General features: G+C 68.4%; 19 protein-coding genes. 11 read left to right on the forward strand and 8 right to left on the reverse strand.

Features of this window, described 5'->3' with window-relative positions; all coding sequences use genetic code 11:
* The 6 genes from V6M42_RS00860 to V6M42_RS00885 all read left to right on the forward strand — a co-directional run.
* Positions 1-635, forward strand: a 635-nt coding sequence (locus V6M42_RS00860; RefSeq protein WP_332676498.1) for a sulfotransferase family protein, incomplete at its 5' end; no start/stop codon positions are given.
* A 64-nt stretch (positions 636-699) separates the two neighbouring features.
* On the forward strand, positions 700-1,695 hold the full coding sequence (locus V6M42_RS00865) for a 3-oxoacyl-[acyl-carrier-protein] synthase III C-terminal domain-containing protein (RefSeq protein ID WP_332676500.1): 996 nt from the start codon (positions 700-702) through the stop codon (positions 1,693-1,695).
* On the forward strand, positions 1,692-2,675 hold the full coding sequence (locus V6M42_RS00870; RefSeq protein ID WP_332676502.1) for an NAD-dependent epimerase/dehydratase family protein: 984 nt from the start codon (positions 1,692-1,694) through the stop codon (positions 2,673-2,675). Before V6M42_RS00865 ends, V6M42_RS00870 begins: the two co-directional genes overlap by 4 nt.
* Positions 2,672-3,517 carry an MBL fold metallo-hydrolase gene (locus V6M42_RS00875; RefSeq protein WP_332676503.1) on the forward strand — a complete coding sequence of 282 codons (846 nt, stop codon included), beginning with the start codon at positions 2,672-2,674 and terminating at the stop codon, positions 3,515-3,517. The genes V6M42_RS00870 and V6M42_RS00875 overlap by 4 nt, the downstream gene beginning before the upstream one ends.
* On the forward strand, positions 3,507-4,760 hold the full coding sequence (locus V6M42_RS00880) for a cell division protein FtsA (RefSeq protein WP_332676505.1): 1,254 nt from the start codon (positions 3,507-3,509) through the stop codon (positions 4,758-4,760). Before V6M42_RS00875 ends, V6M42_RS00880 begins: the two co-directional genes overlap by 11 nt.
* 111 nt (positions 4,761-4,871) lie before the next feature.
* A complete protein-coding gene (locus V6M42_RS00885) occupies positions 4,872-5,639 on the forward strand; it encodes a YciC family protein (RefSeq protein WP_332676507.1) in 768 nt (255 codons plus the stop codon).
* Between the two features lie 9 nt (positions 5,640-5,648).
* Here V6M42_RS00885 and V6M42_RS00890 read toward each other — a convergent pair whose 3' ends face one another.
* Genes V6M42_RS00890 through V6M42_RS00915 form a run of 6 tightly spaced genes read right to left on the reverse strand, consistent with a single transcriptional unit; the run spans position 5,649 to position 11,755 of the window.
* Positions 5,649-6,539, reverse strand: a complete 891-nt coding sequence (locus V6M42_RS00890) for an RDD family protein (protein WP_332676509.1) — start codon at positions 6,537-6,539, stop codon at positions 5,649-5,651.
* On the reverse strand, positions 6,529-7,545 hold the full coding sequence (locus V6M42_RS00895) for a stage II sporulation protein M (protein WP_332676511.1): 1,017 nt from the start codon (positions 7,543-7,545) through the stop codon (positions 6,529-6,531). Before V6M42_RS00895 ends, V6M42_RS00890 begins: the two co-directional genes overlap by 11 nt.
* Positions 7,542-8,855: a DUF58 domain-containing protein gene (locus tag V6M42_RS00900; RefSeq protein WP_332676513.1), complete on the reverse strand. Its 1,314-nt coding sequence runs from the start codon at positions 8,853-8,855 to the stop codon at positions 7,542-7,544. The genes V6M42_RS00895 and V6M42_RS00900 overlap by 4 nt, the downstream gene beginning before the upstream one ends.
* Positions 8,852-9,808 carry an AAA family ATPase gene (locus tag V6M42_RS00905; protein WP_332660919.1) on the reverse strand — a complete coding sequence of 319 codons (957 nt, stop codon included), beginning with the start codon at positions 9,806-9,808 and terminating at the stop codon, positions 8,852-8,854. The genes V6M42_RS00900 and V6M42_RS00905 overlap by 4 nt, the downstream gene beginning before the upstream one ends.
* Entirely contained in the window at positions 9,795-11,081 is a 1,287-nt protein-coding gene (locus V6M42_RS00910; RefSeq protein ID WP_332676514.1) for a hypothetical protein, read from the reverse strand. The genes V6M42_RS00905 and V6M42_RS00910 overlap by 14 nt, the downstream gene beginning before the upstream one ends.
* Positions 11,078-11,755, reverse strand: a complete 678-nt coding sequence (locus tag V6M42_RS00915) for a DUF4129 domain-containing protein (protein WP_332676516.1) — start codon at positions 11,753-11,755, stop codon at positions 11,078-11,080. The genes V6M42_RS00910 and V6M42_RS00915 overlap by 4 nt, the downstream gene beginning before the upstream one ends.
* Before the next feature lie 412 nt (positions 11,756-12,167).
* Here V6M42_RS00915 and V6M42_RS00920 point away from each other — a divergent pair, with 412 nt between their 5' ends.
* From V6M42_RS00920 to V6M42_RS00940, 5 genes are all read left to right on the forward strand, one after another.
* Positions 12,168-12,806 (forward strand): helix-turn-helix domain-containing protein, encoded by a 639-nt coding sequence (locus V6M42_RS00920; RefSeq protein ID WP_332676518.1) that lies wholly within the window; start codon positions 12,168-12,170, stop codon positions 12,804-12,806.
* 75 nt (positions 12,807-12,881) lie between these two features.
* Positions 12,882-14,342 (forward strand): sensor histidine kinase, encoded by a 1,461-nt coding sequence (locus V6M42_RS00925; protein ID WP_332676521.1) that lies wholly within the window; start codon positions 12,882-12,884, stop codon positions 14,340-14,342.
* The gene (gene fixJ / locus V6M42_RS00930; protein WP_332676523.1) at positions 14,335-14,934 is read left to right on the forward strand and encodes a response regulator FixJ; all 600 of its coding nucleotides are present in this window, start codon (positions 14,335-14,337) and stop codon (positions 14,932-14,934) included. The genes V6M42_RS00925 and fixJ overlap by 8 nt, the downstream gene beginning before the upstream one ends.
* A gap of 80 nt (positions 14,935-15,014) precedes the next feature.
* Positions 15,015-15,392, forward strand: a complete 378-nt coding sequence (locus tag V6M42_RS00935; RefSeq protein WP_332660909.1) for a response regulator — start codon at positions 15,015-15,017, stop codon at positions 15,390-15,392.
* 62 nt (positions 15,393-15,454) lie between these two features.
* On the forward strand, positions 15,455-16,222 hold the full coding sequence (locus V6M42_RS00940) for an SDR family NAD(P)-dependent oxidoreductase (protein WP_332660907.1): 768 nt from the start codon (positions 15,455-15,457) through the stop codon (positions 16,220-16,222).
* A gap of 70 nt (positions 16,223-16,292) precedes the next feature.
* On the opposite strand, the gene V6M42_RS00945 is transcribed toward V6M42_RS00940, so the two are convergent.
* Both V6M42_RS00945 and V6M42_RS00950 read right to left on the reverse strand, forming a co-directional pair.
* Complete coding sequence (locus V6M42_RS00945; protein ID WP_332676524.1) at positions 16,293-17,888, reverse strand: MBL fold metallo-hydrolase; 1,596 nt, start codon at positions 17,886-17,888, stop codon at positions 16,293-16,295.
* Positions 17,885-18,523: a LysE family translocator gene (locus tag V6M42_RS00950; RefSeq protein WP_332660904.1), complete on the reverse strand. Its 639-nt coding sequence runs from the start codon at positions 18,521-18,523 to the stop codon at positions 17,885-17,887. The genes V6M42_RS00945 and V6M42_RS00950 overlap by 4 nt, the downstream gene beginning before the upstream one ends.

Below are 18,523 nucleotides of genomic sequence, written 5' to 3' on the forward strand. Positions count from 1 at the left end.
GCGCCGCCTTCTGGCTGACCGCGCCGGTGTACGGCTATCTCGACTGGTTCCTGGAGCAGGACCAGTCGGCGGGATACGCGAGATACCGCGACCATCTCCTGCGATTTTCAGCCGAGCGACCCGGGGAACGGCTCGTTCTCAAGGCGCCGATCCACACCCTGAACCCCGGCCTGTTGCGACAGGCGCTGCCGCAGGCCACGATCATCCAGACGCACCGGGATCCGGTCGCCTGCGTCAACAGCGCCAACAGCCTGATGAGGGAGATGCAGGGCGCGGTCACGGACCACGTCGACAGGCCCCGCCTGGGGCGGGCCAATCTCGATCTGCTGTCGCGCGCGACAGCGCGCTGCATGGCGGACAGGAGCGGGTGGCGGGACGACCCCGTGATCGATGTCCACTACGATGATCTGGTCGCCGACCCTCTCCGCGTTGTTGGCGAGATACTGACCCGGAGCGGCGAGGCATTCAGCGCCGAGCACGAACGGCGGGTCCGGCGCTATCTGCTCAACGATCCTGCCTCCCCGCCCGGGAGCCATCGCTATCGCTCAAGCGATTTCGACCTTCGGGACGACGAGATTCGTCAAGCATTCACCGGCTATCTGGAGCAGTTTCCGCGTCTTGTGGAGCGTATCTGAGACCCGGTGCAAGGGCGTTGCAGGCGACTGGACGGCTCATCGGGCGATGGGCTAGCCTGCCTTCATGACGCCTCTCGCCATCACGGGTTATGGGGCCTGCCAACCCGCCGAGCGCCGGCCGTCCAGCGCATTCGATGCGATATTCCGGAAACCCGAAGGCTGGACCGAGGCGCAATTCGGCATAGCCGCGAGAGGCGTGGCGGGTCCGGACGAGTCCTCGTCAGCGCTGGGCGCGGCCGCGGCCCGGCAGGCGCTGGATATGGCCGGCTGGGGCCATGGCGAGTTCGACGTCCTGATCGGCGCCTGCGGGGTCATGGAGCAACCGATTCCGGGCACGTCCGTGCTGATCCAGCAGGCGCTGGGTCTCGGCGCGTCGGGCCTGTGGTCCTTTGACGTCAACCAGACGTGCCTGTCCTTCCTCGCGGCGATCGACGTCGCGGCGATGGGTTTCGCAAGCGGCCGTTTCAAACGGGTCCTGGTGGTCTCCAGCGACATAGCGTCGGCGGGGCTGGACTGGGAGACGCCCGGCGCCGCCGCCATCTTCGGTGACGGCGCGGCCGCGGTCTGTCTCGAGGCGCGTTCCGATCCCGCAGGCCCGGCCCTGCTGAGCCGCCGCTTCGAGACCTATGGCGACGGCAAGGATCTCGCCGTCCTGCGCTCGGGCGGCACGCGCGTGCGCGCCGAGGACGGCGTCGAGGCCCTGATACAGGGCGCGCGGTTCCGGATGGATGCGTTCGGCGTCTTCAAGGCCGCCGCCCGGGTGGTGCCCGGGCTGATTGACGGCGTGCTGGCGGACGCCGGACTGACGCGGAAGACGGTCGACGTCATCGTCTGTCACCAGGCCAGCCGCCCCGCCCTGGATCACGTCCGGCGGCTGGTCGGCGGCGACCCCGGGCGGGTGATCGACATCTTTTCGGACCATGGCAACCAGATCGCCGCCTCCCTGCCCACCGCCCTGGCGGAAGCGCATCGATCAGGCCGGCTCAGGCCGGGGACCACCGTCCTGCTTCTGGGAACGGCGGCCGGGATCAGCGCGGCGGCCATGGTGCTGCGCGTATGAGCCGCAAGGCTCTCGTGACGGGCGCGACGGGCGGCCTGGGGCTGGCGCTGGTCCGGGCCCTGCTCGACGCGGGCTACGCCGTCACCGCGACCGGGCGCAGCGCTCCCAACCGCAAGCGCCTGGAGGACATGGGGGCGACGGTCGTGATCGCCGATCTTCTGACCGCCGACCTCGCGGCCCTCGTAAAGGAGGGCGACGTGGTGTTTCACGCCGCCGCCCTGTCAAGCCCGTGGGGCCGGGAGGCCGACTTCCGGAGGATCAACGTCGACGCCACGGCCGCGCTGATGGAGGCCGCGGCGCAGGCCGGTTGCGACGCCTTCGTCTTCGTATCCTCCCCGTCCGTCCACTCCGCCTTTCGCGACCAGACCGGACTGACGGAAGAGAGCGAACCGCCCGCACGGGCGCTGAACGCCTATGCGCGGACAAAGCGGGAGGCGGAACGGCGGGTGCTGAACGCCGACCGACCGTCGTTCCGCACGGTCGTCGTCCGGCCCCGCGCCCTCATCGGTCCGGATGACAGGGTCTTGCTGCCCCGTATTCTGGGGCTGGTGCGCAGGGGGGTGCTTCCGGTGCTGCGGAACGGCGCAGCGCGCATCGATCTGACCGACGTGAGGGACGCGGCTCGGGCCCTGGTTCTGGCGGACATTCACCGGCATGCTGTGGGCGGACAGGCGGTCAACATTTCGGGGGGCCGTCCGGTGGGAATCCTCGACTTCTCGCTGCGCCTCAGCGCGGCGCTCGGCATCGAGCCACGACTGGTTCCGATGCCCATGAGCCTGATGCGAGGGGCCGCGCGGGCCTTCGAAACCATCTACGGCGCCTGGCCGGGACGGCCCGAGCCGCCGTTGACGTCGTATACGCTGGCCACCCTGGCCTATTCGCAAACCTTCGATCTGACCTTCGCGAGGACGCGGCTGGGCTATGAGCCCCGCCATGACGCCGTGGAAACCGCACTGGCCCTGGCCCGGGGGATGGCGTGACCCGCTGCGAGGTGCATCTGCTGCAGGCCGGATCCTGCCGTCACCCTGAAGCGATGGCGCGGCGGGGCGCCAGTTGGAGGCCCGCGGTCTTTCCGGCGCTTGCGACCCTGATCCTGCACCCGCGGATCGGACCGATCCTGTTCGACACCGGCTATGATCCGGCCTTCTTCGTCGAGACGCGGACGCTTCCGGAACGCCTCTATCGTTGGGCGACGCCGGTCGATCTGCCGGCGGGCGACGCCGTGGTCGAGAAGCTGGGCCGCTTCGGTCTGGCGGCGGCGGACATCCGGGCCGTCGTCATTTCGCATTTTCACGGCGACCACGTCGCCGGTCTGCACGCCTTCCCCGACGCCGCCGTTTTCTGCGCCCGCGCCGGTCTGGGCGAGGTCAGGGAGCGGGGGCGACTGTCGCGCATCCGCCGCGGCCTGGTCAGCGGCCTTGTGCCGGCCGACCTGGAGCGGCGCGCCCGCTTCTTCGAGGACTACCCCCGGACCGCCCTGGGGCCGGACCTGTCGCCTTTCGACGCGGGAGCGGATCTGTTCGGCGACGGTTCGCTGATCGCGGTGCCTCTGCCCGGCCATTGTCCCGGCCACTGGGGTCTGCTGGCGAAGGGCGAGGACGACCGCCGTCATTTTCTGGTGGCGGACGCCGCCTGGTCGAGAGCCGCCGTTCGCAGCAATACGCCGCCGCCCCGCCTGACCACGGCTCTCCTGGGCCGCACGATCGACTACCGGCGCACCCTGCACGCCCTCCATTCCCTTTGGGCGCGGAACCCCGAGCTGAAGCTGACGCCTTCCCATTGCCCCGAAGCCGCGGCGGAGGCCGCGGATCATGACCTCTGACCGCCTCGCGATCCTGCGCGCCTGGGCCGGGGCGCAGGCCAGTCGCCTGCAGCTGAGGACGCCCGAGGACGTGCTGAGACGCCAGGAGCGGATGTGGCGCCGCTTCAGCCCCACGCTCAGCCGTACGCCCGCCCTCGCCGGGTTGGCCGGGCTTCCGCATCACCGGCTTCCCGTTTCGACGCCGGATGAGGTTCGACGCGATTTCGCCCGATGGAATACGGTCGATGTCAGCCTCGAGCGCGCGGTCGCGGCGGCGGAGGCCGCCGAACGGGGCGGGGAGGGCGGGCTGCCGCACGGCCTGGAGGCCGGCTTCTCGACCGGGACGGGCGGCGCCCGAGGTCTCTTTCTGGTCAGCGCGGCCGAACGGGCGGGCTATCTCGGTCACGCCCTGGCGCGGTTGGCGCCCGCCGGAGCCCTGCTTGGGCCCTGCCGGATCGCCCTCTGTCTGCGCGCAGACAGCGCGCTCTATCGCGATGTAACGGGTGCGGGCTCGATCGCCTTCACCTTCCTGGGTCTCGATCTTCCCACCGGGGAGAAGCTGGCCCGCCTGAACGCCTTTCGACCGCATGTCCTGATCGCGCCCTCGCATGTGCTGGCCGATATCTCGAGACACGGCTGCGAGTCCGCAGGCTGGCCCTTGCGGCGCCTCTTCTACGGCGCGGAGCCCATGCCGGAGAGCGAGCGGGCGTGGATCGGTCGCCGGCTCGGCATGAGGCCGGACCCCATCTATCAGGCGACCGAAGGTTTCATCGGCGCCCCATGCCGGTTCGGGACCCTGCATCTCAACGAAGACGTCATGATCGTGGAGCGAGAAGCCGTCGCCGGGACCAACCGGTTCCAACCGGTCGTCACCGATCTGCGACGCACGAGCCAGCCGGTGGTCAGACTGAAGCTGGACGACCTTCTGGAATCCGCTCCGCCATGCCGCTGCGGTTCGCCGCTGCACGCGATCAGGGGTGTCGAGGGACGAATCGGCGACCTGTGGCGCTATCCCGGTCGGGTTCTCGCCCCCCGCATGGTCGAGGAGGCCCTGGCGACGGCCGTGGGACCGGAGACGGAGTGGCGCGCGACGGCCTCCCCGTCCGCTATCCTGATCGAAGTCGCGCCCGATCGGGCGGAGGCCGCGAAGCTCGCGCTAGGGGGTCTCTTCGCGGGGGCCCCGGCGCCGCCTGTGACGACGGCGCCGGCTCCGCTGCGGGACGGCCCCAAACGTCGTCGGGTCCGCTGGGAATCGGGGCGATGAATGTCACGGGCGTCCCGACGGAGGCGAGGACGACCGCAGTGACCGCACGCCATATGGTCCGCTTGCCATCGGCCCCCGGACCCGCTCTTGTGGGTCGAACAGGAGGGGCCAATGACAACAACAGACTACAACGGGGGCGTGTTCGACCTCGGCCGTGTTATGCAAAAAACGTTCGAGGCGATCAGCCGCAACTGGGTCGTTTTCCTCGGAGCAGCCGTTCTTCTTGTGGGAATTCCCAGTCTTATCAGTGGCTACGGACAAATAACCAACACAATCAATGAGCCGTTCGCGGGCCTGGCGTTCGTGTCTATCGGCGGAATCCTCAGCGTGGTTGGTACCTACGTTCTTCAGGGGATGGTGGTGTTCGCGGCGGTCAACGGCTTCAACGGCAAGTCCGTGGATCTGGGCAGCGCCCTGTCGGTCGGGCTCCGTTTCTTCTTTCCCCTGTTCGGGCTGGCCATCCTGATGGCCCTGGGACTCGGACTGGGCTTTTTGCTCCTGATCGTGCCGGGCGTGATACTCGCGGTTATCTGGGTGGTGGCGAGCCCCGCCCTGGTCGTCGAGAACCGGGGCATTCTCGAGAGCTTCCAAAGGAGCCGGGATCTCACCCGCGGCAACCGCTGGAGAATCTTCGCACTGCTGGTTGTCTATCTGGTCCTGTCCTGGATGATCAGCTGGATCGTCATGGCCGTAGGCGTGGCTGCGGGCGGTAACTTCGCCACGGCGAGCACGTTCTGGGGCGTGGCGATGGTCCTGAGCCCCTTGGTCAACATCCTGACGGGCGTGGTCTCATCCGCCGGTGTGGCGGCCGTCTATTATGAGCTGCGTCGCACCAAGGAAGGCGTCTCACCGGACCAACTCGCCTCGGTGTTCGACTGACAGCGGCGGTCAGACGTCGTGCTTGTCGCGGCGTCTGACTCCCATCAGAAGGCGTGACTCCAGTCGGCCCCGCAGGGCGGCGTAATAGGCGCTCAGGAAGTCGTAGTCGTCGTCAAAGGCGCTGTGAGGCCAGCCGATCTTGGCGGCGATCCTTGCGGCCACCGTGCGCATCGTGCGGCGGTCGCGGCGCCGCACGACCTCCTCCAGCACATGAAGTTCCCGGGCCCCGTAGGCGTCGATCTGCGCCGCGCTGAAGTTGAAGCGGTTCAGGCGCGCGCTCCCGTCCTCAGCCATGTCGCGACCCAGCCTGCGGCGCGGGCTTCGCACGACCCATGTGCCGCCGATCAGGTCGCCAACCCGCAGACGGTCGCGGTTAAACAACGGAAACAGCACGAACACGGCCACGGAGGCGAATGCCAGGAGGTACATCCAGCTTTCCACGCCGCCTTGCTGGGCGCGGCTGAACAGGATCGACATAGGCAGGAACACCTCGAGCTCGCGCATGGCATTACGGGCGAATACGGACTCCGCTCGCAGCCGCCCCCCGTCGCGGGACGCCACGCGCAGACCCATTATCCGCTTTCCCGGTGTTGCGGCCCGCGCCGACAACTCGAAGGCGGTGAAATAGAAATTCCTCAGAACGAAGAAGCCCAGAAGCCAGATGATAGCCACCATCTCGATGCCGGCTGATCCTCCGGCCGTCGCAGCGCCGAGCCCGATGAGGATCGCGGCCAGGGTGGCTCCGAGAAGGATTCCGAAGATGATCACCGCGTCGAGGATGAAAGCCCCCGCGCGCTGGGCGGCGTCCCCGATGTGCAGGCGCAGGTCGACGCCTTCGGGCGTGACGAACTCGCGAAGCGTCCTGTCGTCGGCAGGGACCGTGATTGGCTCAGCGACCATGACGCGCCTCAGGCCGGGACGCGTAGAAATATGTGGCCCAGAGCGCGGCGGTGAACAGGGCCACGCCATAGCGGGCGCCGGTGTCCGCAATCAGCTGGCGCCCGAAACCCTCCAGCAGGCCGGCCACGAACAACATGACGATGACGCCGCCCATCACCAGCCCCGCGCTGCGCCCGGCCTCCGAAGCCGCTTCCAGTCGATGGCGTCCGCTCGGGAAGATCACGGCCCACCCGATCCGCAGTCCTGCCGCGCCGGCCAGAATGACGGCGAACAATTCCGTTACGCCATGGATCAGCAGCCAACCGCCGACTTCAAGTCCGAGACCGCGGTTGGCGAATAGCGCTACGAAAGCGCCCAGCGTTGCGCCGTTGTAAAGCATCAGCAGGGCGCTGGGGACGCAGAAGGCGAAGCCGAGCGCGAAGGCGAGCAGGCCCACCTGGGCGTTGTGCGTGAACAGGAAGGTGGCGAAGACGGACATGCCGCTGCTGTCGCCGGTTCCTGCGAGCGTCTCGCGCAAGCTTTCCGTCGATGCGCCGGGATCGCGGCCGCCGGAGAGTTCAGCGGGCACGAAAGCGTAGAACCACTCGGGATCGACCGTGACCAGCCAGGCGGCGCAGACCGCACCCAGGCCCATCATCGCCGCCGAGACAAGGGTCTCTCGCCAGAGCCCGCGTACCGCCTTCGGCCACTCCGATGCAAAGAAGCCCGCCAGTCGGGCGCGAAGGGTTGAGCGAGAGCCGTAGACGAAGAAATAGGCGCGGGCCGAGAGGTTCTCGAGATAGGCGATCAGCCCGACGTCCAGAGAGGTCTCGCGCGCGACCGACAGGGCCGACAGGGTGGAGCGGTAGAGGATGGGGACGGCGAGAATCTCCTCGTCCGTCAGTTTGGCCGGGGTGCCCCGCTCGGCCTTGCCGAGCAGGTTCTCCAGACGGATCCAGTCGTCCTGCCGGTCATGTCGGAAGCGCTGGCTCTTGAGCATCGGCGTCGTCGACAGGGCCTCGGTCACAGCAGGTCCCTCCGCTTGAGGTCGAGATAGGCGTTGATCAGGGCCGGGCCGATCCGGTCGGCGGGCGCTTCAACGATCTGGATGCCCATGCGGCGCAGGCGGACAACGACGGTGTCGCGCTCACGCAGCAACCCCGCGGCGACTACGGCGCGGGCGACATCCTCGGTTTCCCGGGGCTCCGCCTCCGTCAAACCTTCCAATTCCTCGTCCCGCAGCACCACGAACAGGATCAGATGACGGCGCATCAGACGGCCGAGGGATTCGACCATCAACTCCGCCGCGATCGAGTCGGTGAAGTCGGTGAATACAACCACCAGCGACCGGCGCTTCAATTCACCCCCCAGGCTGGCGAGTCCGAGGGTGTAGTTGGTCTCGTGGGTCGAATAGTCGATGCGCCCGGCGACCAGCTGAAGCGACCGGAAGGCCTCCAGCCCCGCGGCCGCGCCGGCCGACAGCCTGGGCCTGGAGTCAAACGCGAAGAAGCCGGCCCGATCGCCGGATCTCAAGCAGGCATAGGCCAGCAGAAGGGCGGCGTTGATCGCACGGTCGATGCGAGGCGCGCCGCCGACCGGCTCGCTCATGACCCGCCCGCAGTCCAGAGCCATAATGACGTGGTGATTCCGCTCAGTGCGGAATTCCTTGGCCAGCAAGGCGGAGTGGCGCGCGGACTGTTTCCAGTCGATCGCCCGGCGGTCCATGCCTGGCTGAAAATCGCGCAACGCCTGGAACTCGGCCCCTTCACCCAGCTCGATCTGCGTCTTCGCGCCGAACATGGCGTCGCGCGCGAAAAGCATGACCGCGTCTTCCCGCACGGACTGCAGGTCCGTGGTCACCGCCGCCGACTGGCCCAGCTCGAAGACCTTGTGCTTCCAGACGAGCCCCATCGGGCCGCTCCAGCGCACCCACAGCCGCTGCAGCATTGCAGCGCCCCGGCGGAGGGGGGTGAATGAAAACGTGAAGCGAGCCATCCCGTCATGCACCGCGGCCCGGCTGACCGGGTCAGTCAGCCCCAGCCTGCGATCGGCGGCGAGAGCGGCCTCGGCGCAGGCCGGGACCGGCCCCCGCCCGAAACGCGCGGTAAAACCCCCTTCGGTTCGGCGCGCCACGGCGGGAAAGAGGGGCTCGGGCGTCTCCAGAATCAGGTGGGTGCGAGAGCCGCTCATCAGGGCGTCGAGAGCCAGCAATATAACGATGCCGGCGATCCAGGCCGGGGCGATCAGCCATCCGGCCGGCGTCATGACGCCGGCCAGCAGAGTCACGGGCAGTCCCGCCGCCAGGGCGACCACAGCTCGGCGAGTCGGATAGATCACCGCGGCGCCGCGACCTGCTCGACGAGATTCTGGAGCACCTGATCCACTTTTCGCCCCTCGATCTCGGCCGCGGGCGACAGGAGCAGGCGGTGGCGCAAGGTGGGAACCGCCAGCTGTTTCACATCATCCGGGATGACGTAGTCGCGTCCGTCGAGCGCCGCGCGGGCCCGGGCGGCCATGGCCAGCATCGCTCCGGCCCTGGGAGAGGCGCCGGTGTCGGTATCGGCTGAATCCCGCGTCGCGCGGATCAGGTCGACGATATAGTCCGTCACCTCCTGGGTGAGGCGGACATCCGCGACCGCCGCGACGGCGGCGTCGATCGCCGCTCGGTCGCCGACCGGCTGAACGCCGAGGGACTTCGGGTCCGCCTGACCGCAGCGCGCACCGAAGGTGGAGACGATCACCCTTTCCTGCTCGACGGAGGGGTACTCCAGCACATGCTTGAACAGGAAGCGGTCCAGTTGCGCCTCGGGCAGCGGGTAGGTGCCCTGCTGCTCGATCGGGTTCTGGGTCGCGACGACGGTGAAGCGGTTGCTCAGGCTGTGGGAGACGCCGTCGATGGTGATCTGGCGCTCCTGCATCGCTTCCAGCAGCGCCGCCTGCGTCTTGGGGGGAGTCCGGTTGATTTCATCGGCGAGCAGCAGCTCGCAGAAGATGGGGCCCCGCGTGAGCGTGAAGCTCGAGGTCTGGAAGTTGAACAGATTGGCCCCAATGATGTCGCCGGGCATCAGGTCCGGCGTGAACTGGATGCGGCCGTAGTCGAGCCCGACCGTTCGCGCGAAGCTCTGGGCGAGCAGCGTCTTGGCGGTGCCGGGCGGCCCCTCCAGCAGGACATGGCCGCCGGCGAACAGCGCCGTCAGCAGCAGATCCACCGCCGGATCCTGCCCCACGACGGCGCGGGCGATCTCAGTGCGGATGCGCGCCGCGATCGCGGCCACCTCATTGACGTCCACGGGTCAGCTCCTGCTTCCAGCGATGAAGGTCACGGGCGACCGTCATCAGATCATCGGGGGTCTTGGCCGCCGCGGCGCTCGCGGCCAGGGCGGAATAGCGGGCGGAGGCGCCGGAGGTGGCGCCGACGCGGTCGAGGAAGGCGTCCAACTCGTCTTCGCTGAGCGCACGGGGCGCTCCGATGGCGCGCGCCACGGCGGCGCGAACCAAAAGGGCGTAAGGTCCCGCCATCCGGTGTTCACGGCGCGCCAGCCGGACCAGTCCAGCGGTGTTGTCGGCCAGCGCCCGCTTGCCGAGCGCCACGGTCCGGTCCGCTTCCCGCGCCGGGCCGAACCGCACGGTCGCGTGGAAACCGGCGAAGGCGGCGAGCGCCGCCATCAGCAGTGTCAGCCCCAGAAGAGGCGGTTCGAGCATCAGCCGCAACAGACTGCGCGTGCGCTGGAAGCCGTGAAGCGTCAGGTCAAAGATCACCGGCGAGCCCTCGGCCCGGGGAAGATCGAGGACGGCGATGGCGGTTTCCGCCCCGGCGAGGGTCTTGACGCCATGGGTGTTCAACAGGTCGGGGTCGGCCAGCACATAGACACGGGAACCGCGCTTCATGGCCAAGACGACCGCTCCTGACGGGGCGGTCAGCACCGGAATCCAGGCGTTGCGTGCGAGACCCTCGCCGGAGAGGGTCTGCAGGGACTCGATGCGCACCGGACGTCCCACCCGTTGTCCGCCCGGCCGGATGAGCTGGAGCAAGGCCGGCGCAGGACGGCGGTCCAGAGCGAGACCCGCGCGCAACGGAGCCGGCAACACCCCAAGCACGGCCTCCGCCGGCCAAGGGCCCAGCGTGGTCACCCACCCCGGCCGACGAGGCTCTGCGACGGTGGTCCATTTGGGCAGAACGACCAGAACCGGCGCCTGTCCCAACAGTGCGGGCTGCAGGAGCTGCCCCATCGGGCTGCGTCCGCGGCCTTCGTTGTTCGCCGGCGCCGCGTTTGCCTGGGGCGCCGGGGTGACGACCAGCAGACTGTCGAAGGCACTGGCCGTCCGGCGTCCCCGGCTCAGCGTCACGGGCGTCCCTGTATCCTGCAGTAATCTGGCGACGCCCTGGAATCCGATCGCCGACTTCGACAGGGGATGCGGGCCGCCGTCATTGCCGTTCTCGAGCTCCGGCGCATAGGCGGACAGAACCGCGAGCCCCGCCAGGGCGACCACGACCACCAGAGCGAGGATGATCATGACCAGCGGGGAGAAGGCTGCGCCGACCGCACGGGATGAGCGGCTCACCTGGTCCAGCCTTCAGGAATGGCAAAGGCCTCGTATGCGCGCCGACAGTCAGCGAACTCGCCGGCCGCGACCGCAGCGCCGCCAAACAGGCTGCGCTCCACCAGTCCCGCGATAAGGGCGAAGGCCGGTCGAGCGGAGTCCGGGATGACGCTGAGACTCGCGATTTCGCGAGCGGTCAGCGAGATGCGCACGGTCCGCGGTTGACGCTGCTGGATATCCTCGACGCTGCGCAGCAAAAGCAGGTGGGCGGCTTCCGCGTAGAGACCCCTGGCCGCGAGGACGTCGGCGCTCGCCAGCAGGTCGCGCGCCGCGTCAAGGGCCGGTCGCCATTCCGGCTCCTTTGCAGATTCGACCTGGCGGGGCCGGGACCGCGGCCCCCTGAGCTTGAGCACCTCCCGCCCGATCGCGAACAGGATCAACCCGGCGATCGCCACCAGCCCGGCCCAGAACACATATTTCATCAGAGGGGCGATCAGCCGCAGGGCGTCTCCGATCCAGTGAAGCCAGTCCGGAGTTTCGGGCGGGGTAAAGCCGCTGCGGTCCAACTGCAGACCCCGATCCTTGAGGAGCCGGGCATGAGCCTCGGCCAAACCCGCCTGGGTCGCAGGGTCGGATGGCGAGGCAATCGCCGTCGCTCCTCCGCCTGCCGGCGTGATCTCAACCCGCAACGCCAACTCGTATCCCCCGTCGAGGCTTCAGCAATACCGCGACAATGAGACCAGTCAACCGAGCATGATCGGACGCGGGGGACTTGTATGCGGCCCCGAAAGACACCCAGCAGACGGAAGGTTTGGCGGGGACAGGGCCGGCCTTCCGCCTCGCTGGAGATAGATCCGGATCGTTACTTGATCCGGACGGCCAGCCTGATCGTCGGGACGGTCTGGTTTTCCTGCTGGCGATCCCGCTGTTCGAACTGATCGATGCCGGGCAGGCCATGCATTGGCTGGACGTCGCGGTCCACCTTCCCTGAGCGACGTGTTGCGCCTCCGTATCGCTACTTAGCGGCGACCCCTTAGGGACACGTCCTGAATAAGCAGTGCGACCGTGTTGGTCTAACACCTCATCATCTGATTGAGGGGTTCAGTCATGTCGCAACTCACATCCATCTCTCCCGCCGACAGCGCCCTGACCGGGCACGACTGGGCCGGCGCGGTCAGGCTGACCTTTCGCCAGGGCGAGGAAATCTACGCCCAGGACGAAGGAGCGGACCTGATCTATCAGGTGGTTCGCGGGTCCGTGCGGACCACCCATCTGCAGGCCGATGGTCGCCGGCAGGTCGGAGACTTCTACTACGAGGGCGACATCATCGGCGTCGAGGTCGGCGAAACCCATCGCTTCTCGGCGGAAGCGCTGACCGGGTGCGAAGTCCTGGCGCTCCGCCGCGCTGGGTCGGCGGCCTACGAGACAGGTCGCGTCGAGCGGATGATCTGGGCCGCCACCGCCAACGAATTGCAGCGCGCCCAGTCCCACATGCTGCTGCTGGGCCGGGCGACAGCCTGCGAGCGGGTGGCGCGGTTTCTGATGGATGTCGCCAACCGCTTCCGGGACGAATTCGTCACCCTGCCGATGAGCCGGCAGGACATGGCCGACTATCTCGGCCTGACCATCGAGACGATCTCCCGCATGCTGGGCCGGCTCCAGGCCGACGGCGTGATCGAGTTCTCGGGCTCGCGCAAATACCGGATCCGCCGCCCCGCATGCCTGTCGGAGATGGCCGCCGCCTGACCTGTGGCGGGCGCGGACGGTCATGCTAGACTCGGTTCGTGGCCGCACGCTCCGCGGTCGGATCCGGAGCGGCCGGTGCATTTTCGATCCGCCATCCTGCAACAGATGTCGCGCCGGAACGGCTATGTCGCGGCGGTAGCCGGGGCAGCCATCGCTCTCGCCGTCCGTCTCGGACTGGACGCCACGTTCGGCGATCGCACCTTCCTCATTCTCTATGTGCCTGTGGTTCTCGTCGCGGCGGGGCTGGGCGGCCGGGGGGCGGCGTTCCTGGCGACGGCGCTCTGTCTGGGCGTCAGCACCGTGATCCTGCAGGACGCTCTCTGGCGGGACCCCGCCAATCTGGTGGACGCCCTGGCCTTTGCGCTGCTCGGACCCTTCATCGGCCTGGTCGGCGAGCGCCTGTGGCGCGACAGCCGCGAGGCGGCGGCCCGGCAGGCGCACCTGCAGTCCATTCTCGAAACCGTCCCCGAGGCGATGATCGTCATCGACGCCGCCGGCAAGATCCAGTCCTTCAGCGCCGCCGCCATCCGCCTCTTCGGGTGGACGCCGGACGAGGCGATCGGCCGCAATGTCAACCTCCTGATGCCCGAGCCCTACCGCTCAGAACATGATCACTATCTGGAGCGTTACATCGGCACGGGCCAGCGCCGGATCATCGGCGTCGGACGCATTGTCGTGGGACAGCGCAAGGACGGGTCCACCTTCCCCATGGAGCTCGCCGTCGGCGAGGCCAGGGTGAGCGGCGGCCGGTTCTTCACCGGCTTTGTCAGGGACCTGACGGAACGCAAGGACCAGGAGCGCCGGCTTCAGGAACTGCAGTCGGAACTGATGCACGTTTCGCGCCTGACCGCGATGGGGGAGATGGCGTCGTCGCTGGCGCACGAACTGAACCAGCCCCTGTCGGCCATAGCCAGCTACATGAAGGGCTCGGTCACCCTGCTGGAGTCCGATCAGCCGGACCTGCCGAAGCTTCAGGCGGCGCTGGACCAGGCCGGGGATCAGGCCCTGCGGGCCGGCGACATCATCAAACGCCTGCGGGAGTTCGTCGCCAAGGGCGAGACCGAACACACGCTCGAGGATCCCGCCAAGCTGATGGAAGAGGCGAGCGCCCTGGCTCTGGTCGGGGCCAAGGACAAGGATTTCCGCGTCGATCTCCGCCTCGGCCGCAACCTCGGGGAGGTGGTGGTGGACAAGATCCAGATCCAGCAGGTCGCGCTCAACCTGATCCGGAACGCCATCGACGCCATGGGCGACAGCCCGCGCAGGGGACTGGAGATCGTGGTGCGGCTGGAGGATGCCGACACCGTCCGGATCAGCGTCGCGGACAGCGGCCCCGGGCTCGATCCGGCGTTCCGTGAAAGGTTGTTCCAGCCGTTCGCGACGACCAAGGCGCAGGGCATGGGCATCGGACTTTCGATCTGTCGCACCATTGTCGAGGCGCACGGCGGGCGGATATGGGCTGAGGATAACCCGGGCGGCGGAGCGATCTTCGTCTTCACCCTGCCGCGGGCAAACGGGGAGGGCGCCGATGGCTGACCTGCTTCATGTCATCGACGACGATGCGGGCATGCGGGACGCCCTCGCCTTCCTCCTCGATGTGAACGGCGTCGATGCGCGGTTCTATGAGTCCGGCGACGCCTTCCTGGCCGCCCTGCCGGTCGAGCCCGGATGTCTGCTGACCGATATCCGCATGCCGGGCATCACCGGGCTTGAGCTGGTTCGCGAACTGAAGAACCGCGGCGTGGATCTGCCCGCCATCGTCATGACGGGCCACGGCGACATTCCCCTGGCCGTGGAAGCCATGAAGGCGGGCGTGGTCGACTTCATCGAGAAGCCGTTCAGCGACGACGTCCTGATCGCCGCGATCCGTGCGGCTTTCGAGCGGCTGAAGAACGAGGTGGAGCCCGACGCCGCCCGGCTCGCGGCCGGGGAGCGGCTGGCGCAGCTGTCGCCGCGGGAACGGGACGTGCTGGCCGGCGTCGTGGAGGGCAAGCTCAACAAGGTCATCGCCTATGAGCTCGAAATCAGTCCGCGGACGGTGGAAATCTACCGCGCCAACCTGATGTCGAAGACCGGCGCCCGGAACGTTGCGGAACTGATGCGGATCGCCCTCGCAGCGGGTCTCTAGTTGCTCTGGATCAAGGCGCGACCCGGCGCGGGGGACAGACTGGGCGGGCTGGGCATCTCCAGAGCTTCGAGACCCGCCTCATGGCGCCCATGCCGACCCACTGTCCGGTTCTGCTGATCGTCGACGACGACGCGGCGGTCCTGCGCTCTCTGGCCTTCATGGCGGAGACGCGTGGCTATGAGGTGGTCGCTTGCGCCAGTGCGGCGGAGGCGATGGCCCGGCTGGACCGATCCCTGGCCTGCCTGATCCTCGACCAGAACCTGCCGGACGTGCAGGGCGTCCAGCTTCTTCAACAGATACGCGCTGCCGGGATACGGGCGCCCGCGCTGCTGATGACGACCGATCCCCCGGCGGCCCTGAGACGTCAGGCGGCCGCGGCCGGCGTCGCCATCGTGGAAAAGCCCCTGCTCGACGAAAGCCTCTTCCAGCAGGTCGAGCGTCTTCTCGCGGGGCCTTGATCCCGGTCAAGGCGCCGGAACCGGAGCGGGCCCACAACGCCCCATCCCTTCGGAGCAGACCCATGAACAGACTCTCCTCGAAAGTCGCAGTCGTCACGGGCGGCTCGGTCGGTCTCGGCCGGGCGATTGCCCTGCGGATGGCGGAGGAAGGCGCCTCGGTGGCCATTCTCGACGTCAGGGATGAGGACGGGGCGGCGCTCGCCGCCGAGCTCACAGACCGGGGTCTGTCGGCCGCCTACTGGCGCTGCGACGTCGCCAGCGAGGCCGAGGTCGGGACGACGCTCGGCGCGGTCGTCGAGCGCTTCGGGAAGCTGGACATCCTCGTCAACAACGCCGGCGTCGCCGGGGTCAGCAAACCCACCCACGAGATCACGGAAGCCGAGTGGGACCGGGTGCAGTCGATCAACGTCAAGGGCGTCTTCTTCTGCACCAAACACGCGATTCCGCGCCTCAAGGCGGCGGGCGGCGGCTCGATCATCAACCTGTCCTCGATCTATGGCCTGGTCAGCGCGCCGGACGTGCCGCCCTATCATGCGTCCAAGGGGGCGGTGCGGCTGATGACCAAGACGGACGCCCTGCTGTATGCCCCCGACCGCATCCGCGTGAACTCGATCCATCCGGGGTTCATCTGGACGCCGATGGTGGAGGCGCATCTGGCCGGCCTCGGCGATGTTGAGGAGGGCCGGAAGACTGTCGGCGCCCTGCATCCGCTGGGCCATATGGGGGTTCCCGACGACATCGCCTGGGGCGCGGTCTATCTGGCGTCCGACGAGGCCGGATTTGTCACGGGCTCCGAGCTCGTCATCGACGGCGGCTATACCGCCCGGTGAAGCGTCACACCCGGCAGTAGGCCCGAACCATGCGTTCGGCGCGGTCCCGACCTCGGCGCGGCGATGCAGATCATCGCCCGTCCACCCGGGGACTGGATGTCAGCGCCGCCTCGAGACTCCGGATCAGGGCCTGTCGTTCGGCGTCTCCCGGCAATTGCTGCAGCACCGCGTTCAGGCTGGCGAGGAAGGCGGAGCGTTCATTGTGCCAGTCCGGCCGGGTCGCCTGTCCGGGGGCGAGTCGCGCGGGTCCGCGACCGACCGGCTCGGCCGTGTCGCGTGTCAGGGCCCAGGTCTGATCCAGACCCGCGGTGATGGCGCGATAGCCCAGACCGGACAGGCGGCCGGCGAGCGTGGCGAGGGCCGACGGTTCGCCGTGATCGAGGAGGACGGAGCCCGCGACGCCGCCCCGCGCCTTCAGCCAGTCGACCAGGTCGGTCGCATCCCCGTGGCCGGAGTAGTTGTCCAGGCTGCGGACCCGGGCGCCGACGTGAATGTCCTCGCCCTGGATCCGCACCGCGGTCCGGCCCTCGACCAGCAGCCGGCCCAGCGTGCCGGCGGCCTGGAACCCGGTGATCAGGACCGTCACCTCCTTGCGCCACAGCAACCGCTTGAGGTGGCGTCGGATGCGGCCGGCGTCGCACATGCCGCTGCCCGCCAGGATCACATGCCAGCCGGTCAGTCGCTCCAGCCGGTCGCTTTCCTGCGGCCGCAGGAGGTGGTGGAGCCGACCGGCGTGCCGCAGGCGCTCGAAGGGATTGTCGCCGGAGTCCGCATTCCAGCCGCGCCGGAGGAACACTTCTGTCGCCTCGATGGCGAGCGGGGAGTCGAGGAAAATCTCCCCCGCCAGGTCCGGCTCGGCGTCCATGACGGCCAGCAGGTCGAGGATCAGTTCCTGGGCTCGCCCGATGGCGAACGTCGGCATCAGGAGCGGACCCCCCGCGACCCTGGCGGCGCGCAACTCCGCAGCCAGCGCCTGACGTCGCGCGTCCAGCTCCAGATCGATGCGTTCGCGGTCGCCGTAGGTGCTTTCCAGAATGACGTGATCCACATCGACCGGGCCGGACGGTCTGGGCAGGAACGGCTGGCGGCCGGAGCCTATGTCCCCCGAGAACAGCAGGGTCAGGGGATCGTCGTCTCGACCGATGCGCACCTCGATCGAAGCCGCGCCCAGAAGGTGGCCGGCGGGCCACCACACCGCCTCGACGCCCGGAGCCACGTCGTGCGCGACGTTGAACTTCACGGTTTCGAACAGGCGCAGCGTCGGTTCCACGTCGGACGTCGTGTAGATCGGCTCGACCCGTTTCAGACCCCGTTGCTCGTTGCGGCGATTGAGGTGGCGGACCTCGCTCTCCTGGATGCCGGCGGCATCGGCCAGCATGACCTCGCAGAGGTCGCGCGTGCCTCTGGTGGAGAAGATCGGACCCCGGAACCCGGCCCGGACCAGCTTGGGCAACAGGCCGGAATGATCGATGTGGGCGTGGGTCAGCAGGACGGCGTCGACCTTGTCGACGTCGAACGGAAACGGCGCGTAGTTGAGGGCCTTGAGCGTCTTGGGACCCTGGAACATGCCGCAGTCGATCAGCAGGCGGGTCCGGCCGGTGTCGAGCAGCATGCACGAGCCGGTGACGCACTCGACGGCTCCGTGGAAGGTCAGGTTCACGGTCATGTCGCGGCTCCCATGGAAAGCGGAATGGCGGTCAGCCACAGGGCCGCGGCGACAAGGCCGACCGCCAGTGCGCTGCGAAAGATCAGGGCGCCGCGCGGCGCCAGCCGCGACGCCACCCCGGCGGCGCCGAAGACGGCGGCCGAGTGGACGGTGACGCTGATCAGGATATGGCCGACGCCGAAGAACAGGATCTGGGCGCCCACGGGGCCGGCCGCGGGACGGATGAAGCCCGGCAGCAGGGCCAGATAGAAGATCGCGGCCTTCGGGTTGAGCAGGTTCGACACCAGACCGCGGACAAACGGGCTGTAAGGCGCGTCAGGATCCGGCGCGGAACCGGCTGGTCCGCGCATCGTCTCCCAGGCCAGCCAGAGCAGGTAGGCGATCCCGGCCCAGCGCAGGACGTTCAGCCCCTCCGGCGAATGCAGCGGGGTCCGGGTCAATCCAAAGAGGGTGATCAGAAGATAGGCTGAAAGGCCCACGGTGATGCCCGCCACCGCCTGAAGACCGGCCCGCCATCCCCGGGAGGCGGACAGCAGGGCCAGATAGGCGAGGTTCGGGCCCGGCGTCAGTTCGACCAGCGCCATCGCGAGGACGAAAGCCGGCAGGACGGTCGGGTCGATCCCGAAGCCCTCCAT

The sequence above is a fragment of the Brevundimonas sp. genome (assembly GCF_036677305.1).
GTDB lineage: Bacteria > Pseudomonadota > Alphaproteobacteria > Caulobacterales > Caulobacteraceae > Brevundimonas.

What these genes read in the sequence shown, in the direction of transcription:
- V6M42_RS00940 (WP_332660907.1), top strand. Translation starts at nt 15,455, where the DNA reads ATGAACAGACTCTCCTCGAAAGTCGCAGTCGTCACGGGCGGCTCGGTC.
- V6M42_RS00885 (WP_332676507.1), top strand. Translation starts at nt 4,872, where the DNA reads ATGACAACAACAGACTACAACGGGGGCGTGTTCGACCTCGGCCGTGTT.
- V6M42_RS00945 (WP_332676524.1), bottom strand. Translation starts at nt 17,888, where the DNA reads ATGACCGTGAACCTGACCTTCCACGGAGCCGTCGAGTGCGTCACCGGC.
- V6M42_RS00865 (WP_332676500.1), top strand. Translation starts at nt 700, where the DNA reads ATGACGCCTCTCGCCATCACGGGTTATGGGGCCTGCCAACCCGCCGAG.
- fixJ (WP_332676523.1), top strand. Translation starts at nt 14,335, where the DNA reads ATGGCTGACCTGCTTCATGTCATCGACGACGATGCGGGCATGCGGGAC.
- V6M42_RS00880 (WP_332676505.1), top strand. Translation starts at nt 3,507, where the DNA reads ATGACCTCTGACCGCCTCGCGATCCTGCGCGCCTGGGCCGGGGCGCAG.
- V6M42_RS00890 (WP_332676509.1), bottom strand. Translation starts at nt 6,539, where the DNA reads ATGGTCGCTGAGCCAATCACGGTCCCTGCCGACGACAGGACGCTTCGC.
- V6M42_RS00870 (WP_332676502.1), top strand. Translation starts at nt 1,692, where the DNA reads ATGAGCCGCAAGGCTCTCGTGACGGGCGCGACGGGCGGCCTGGGGCTG.
- V6M42_RS00950 (WP_332660904.1), bottom strand. Translation starts at nt 18,523, where the DNA reads ATGGAGGGCTTCGGGATCGACCCGACCGTCCTGCCGGCTTTCGTCCTC.
- V6M42_RS00920 (WP_332676518.1), top strand. Translation starts at nt 12,168, where the DNA reads ATGTCGCAACTCACATCCATCTCTCCCGCCGACAGCGCCCTGACCGGG.
- V6M42_RS00935 (WP_332660909.1), top strand. Translation starts at nt 15,015, where the DNA reads ATGGCGCCCATGCCGACCCACTGTCCGGTTCTGCTGATCGTCGACGAC.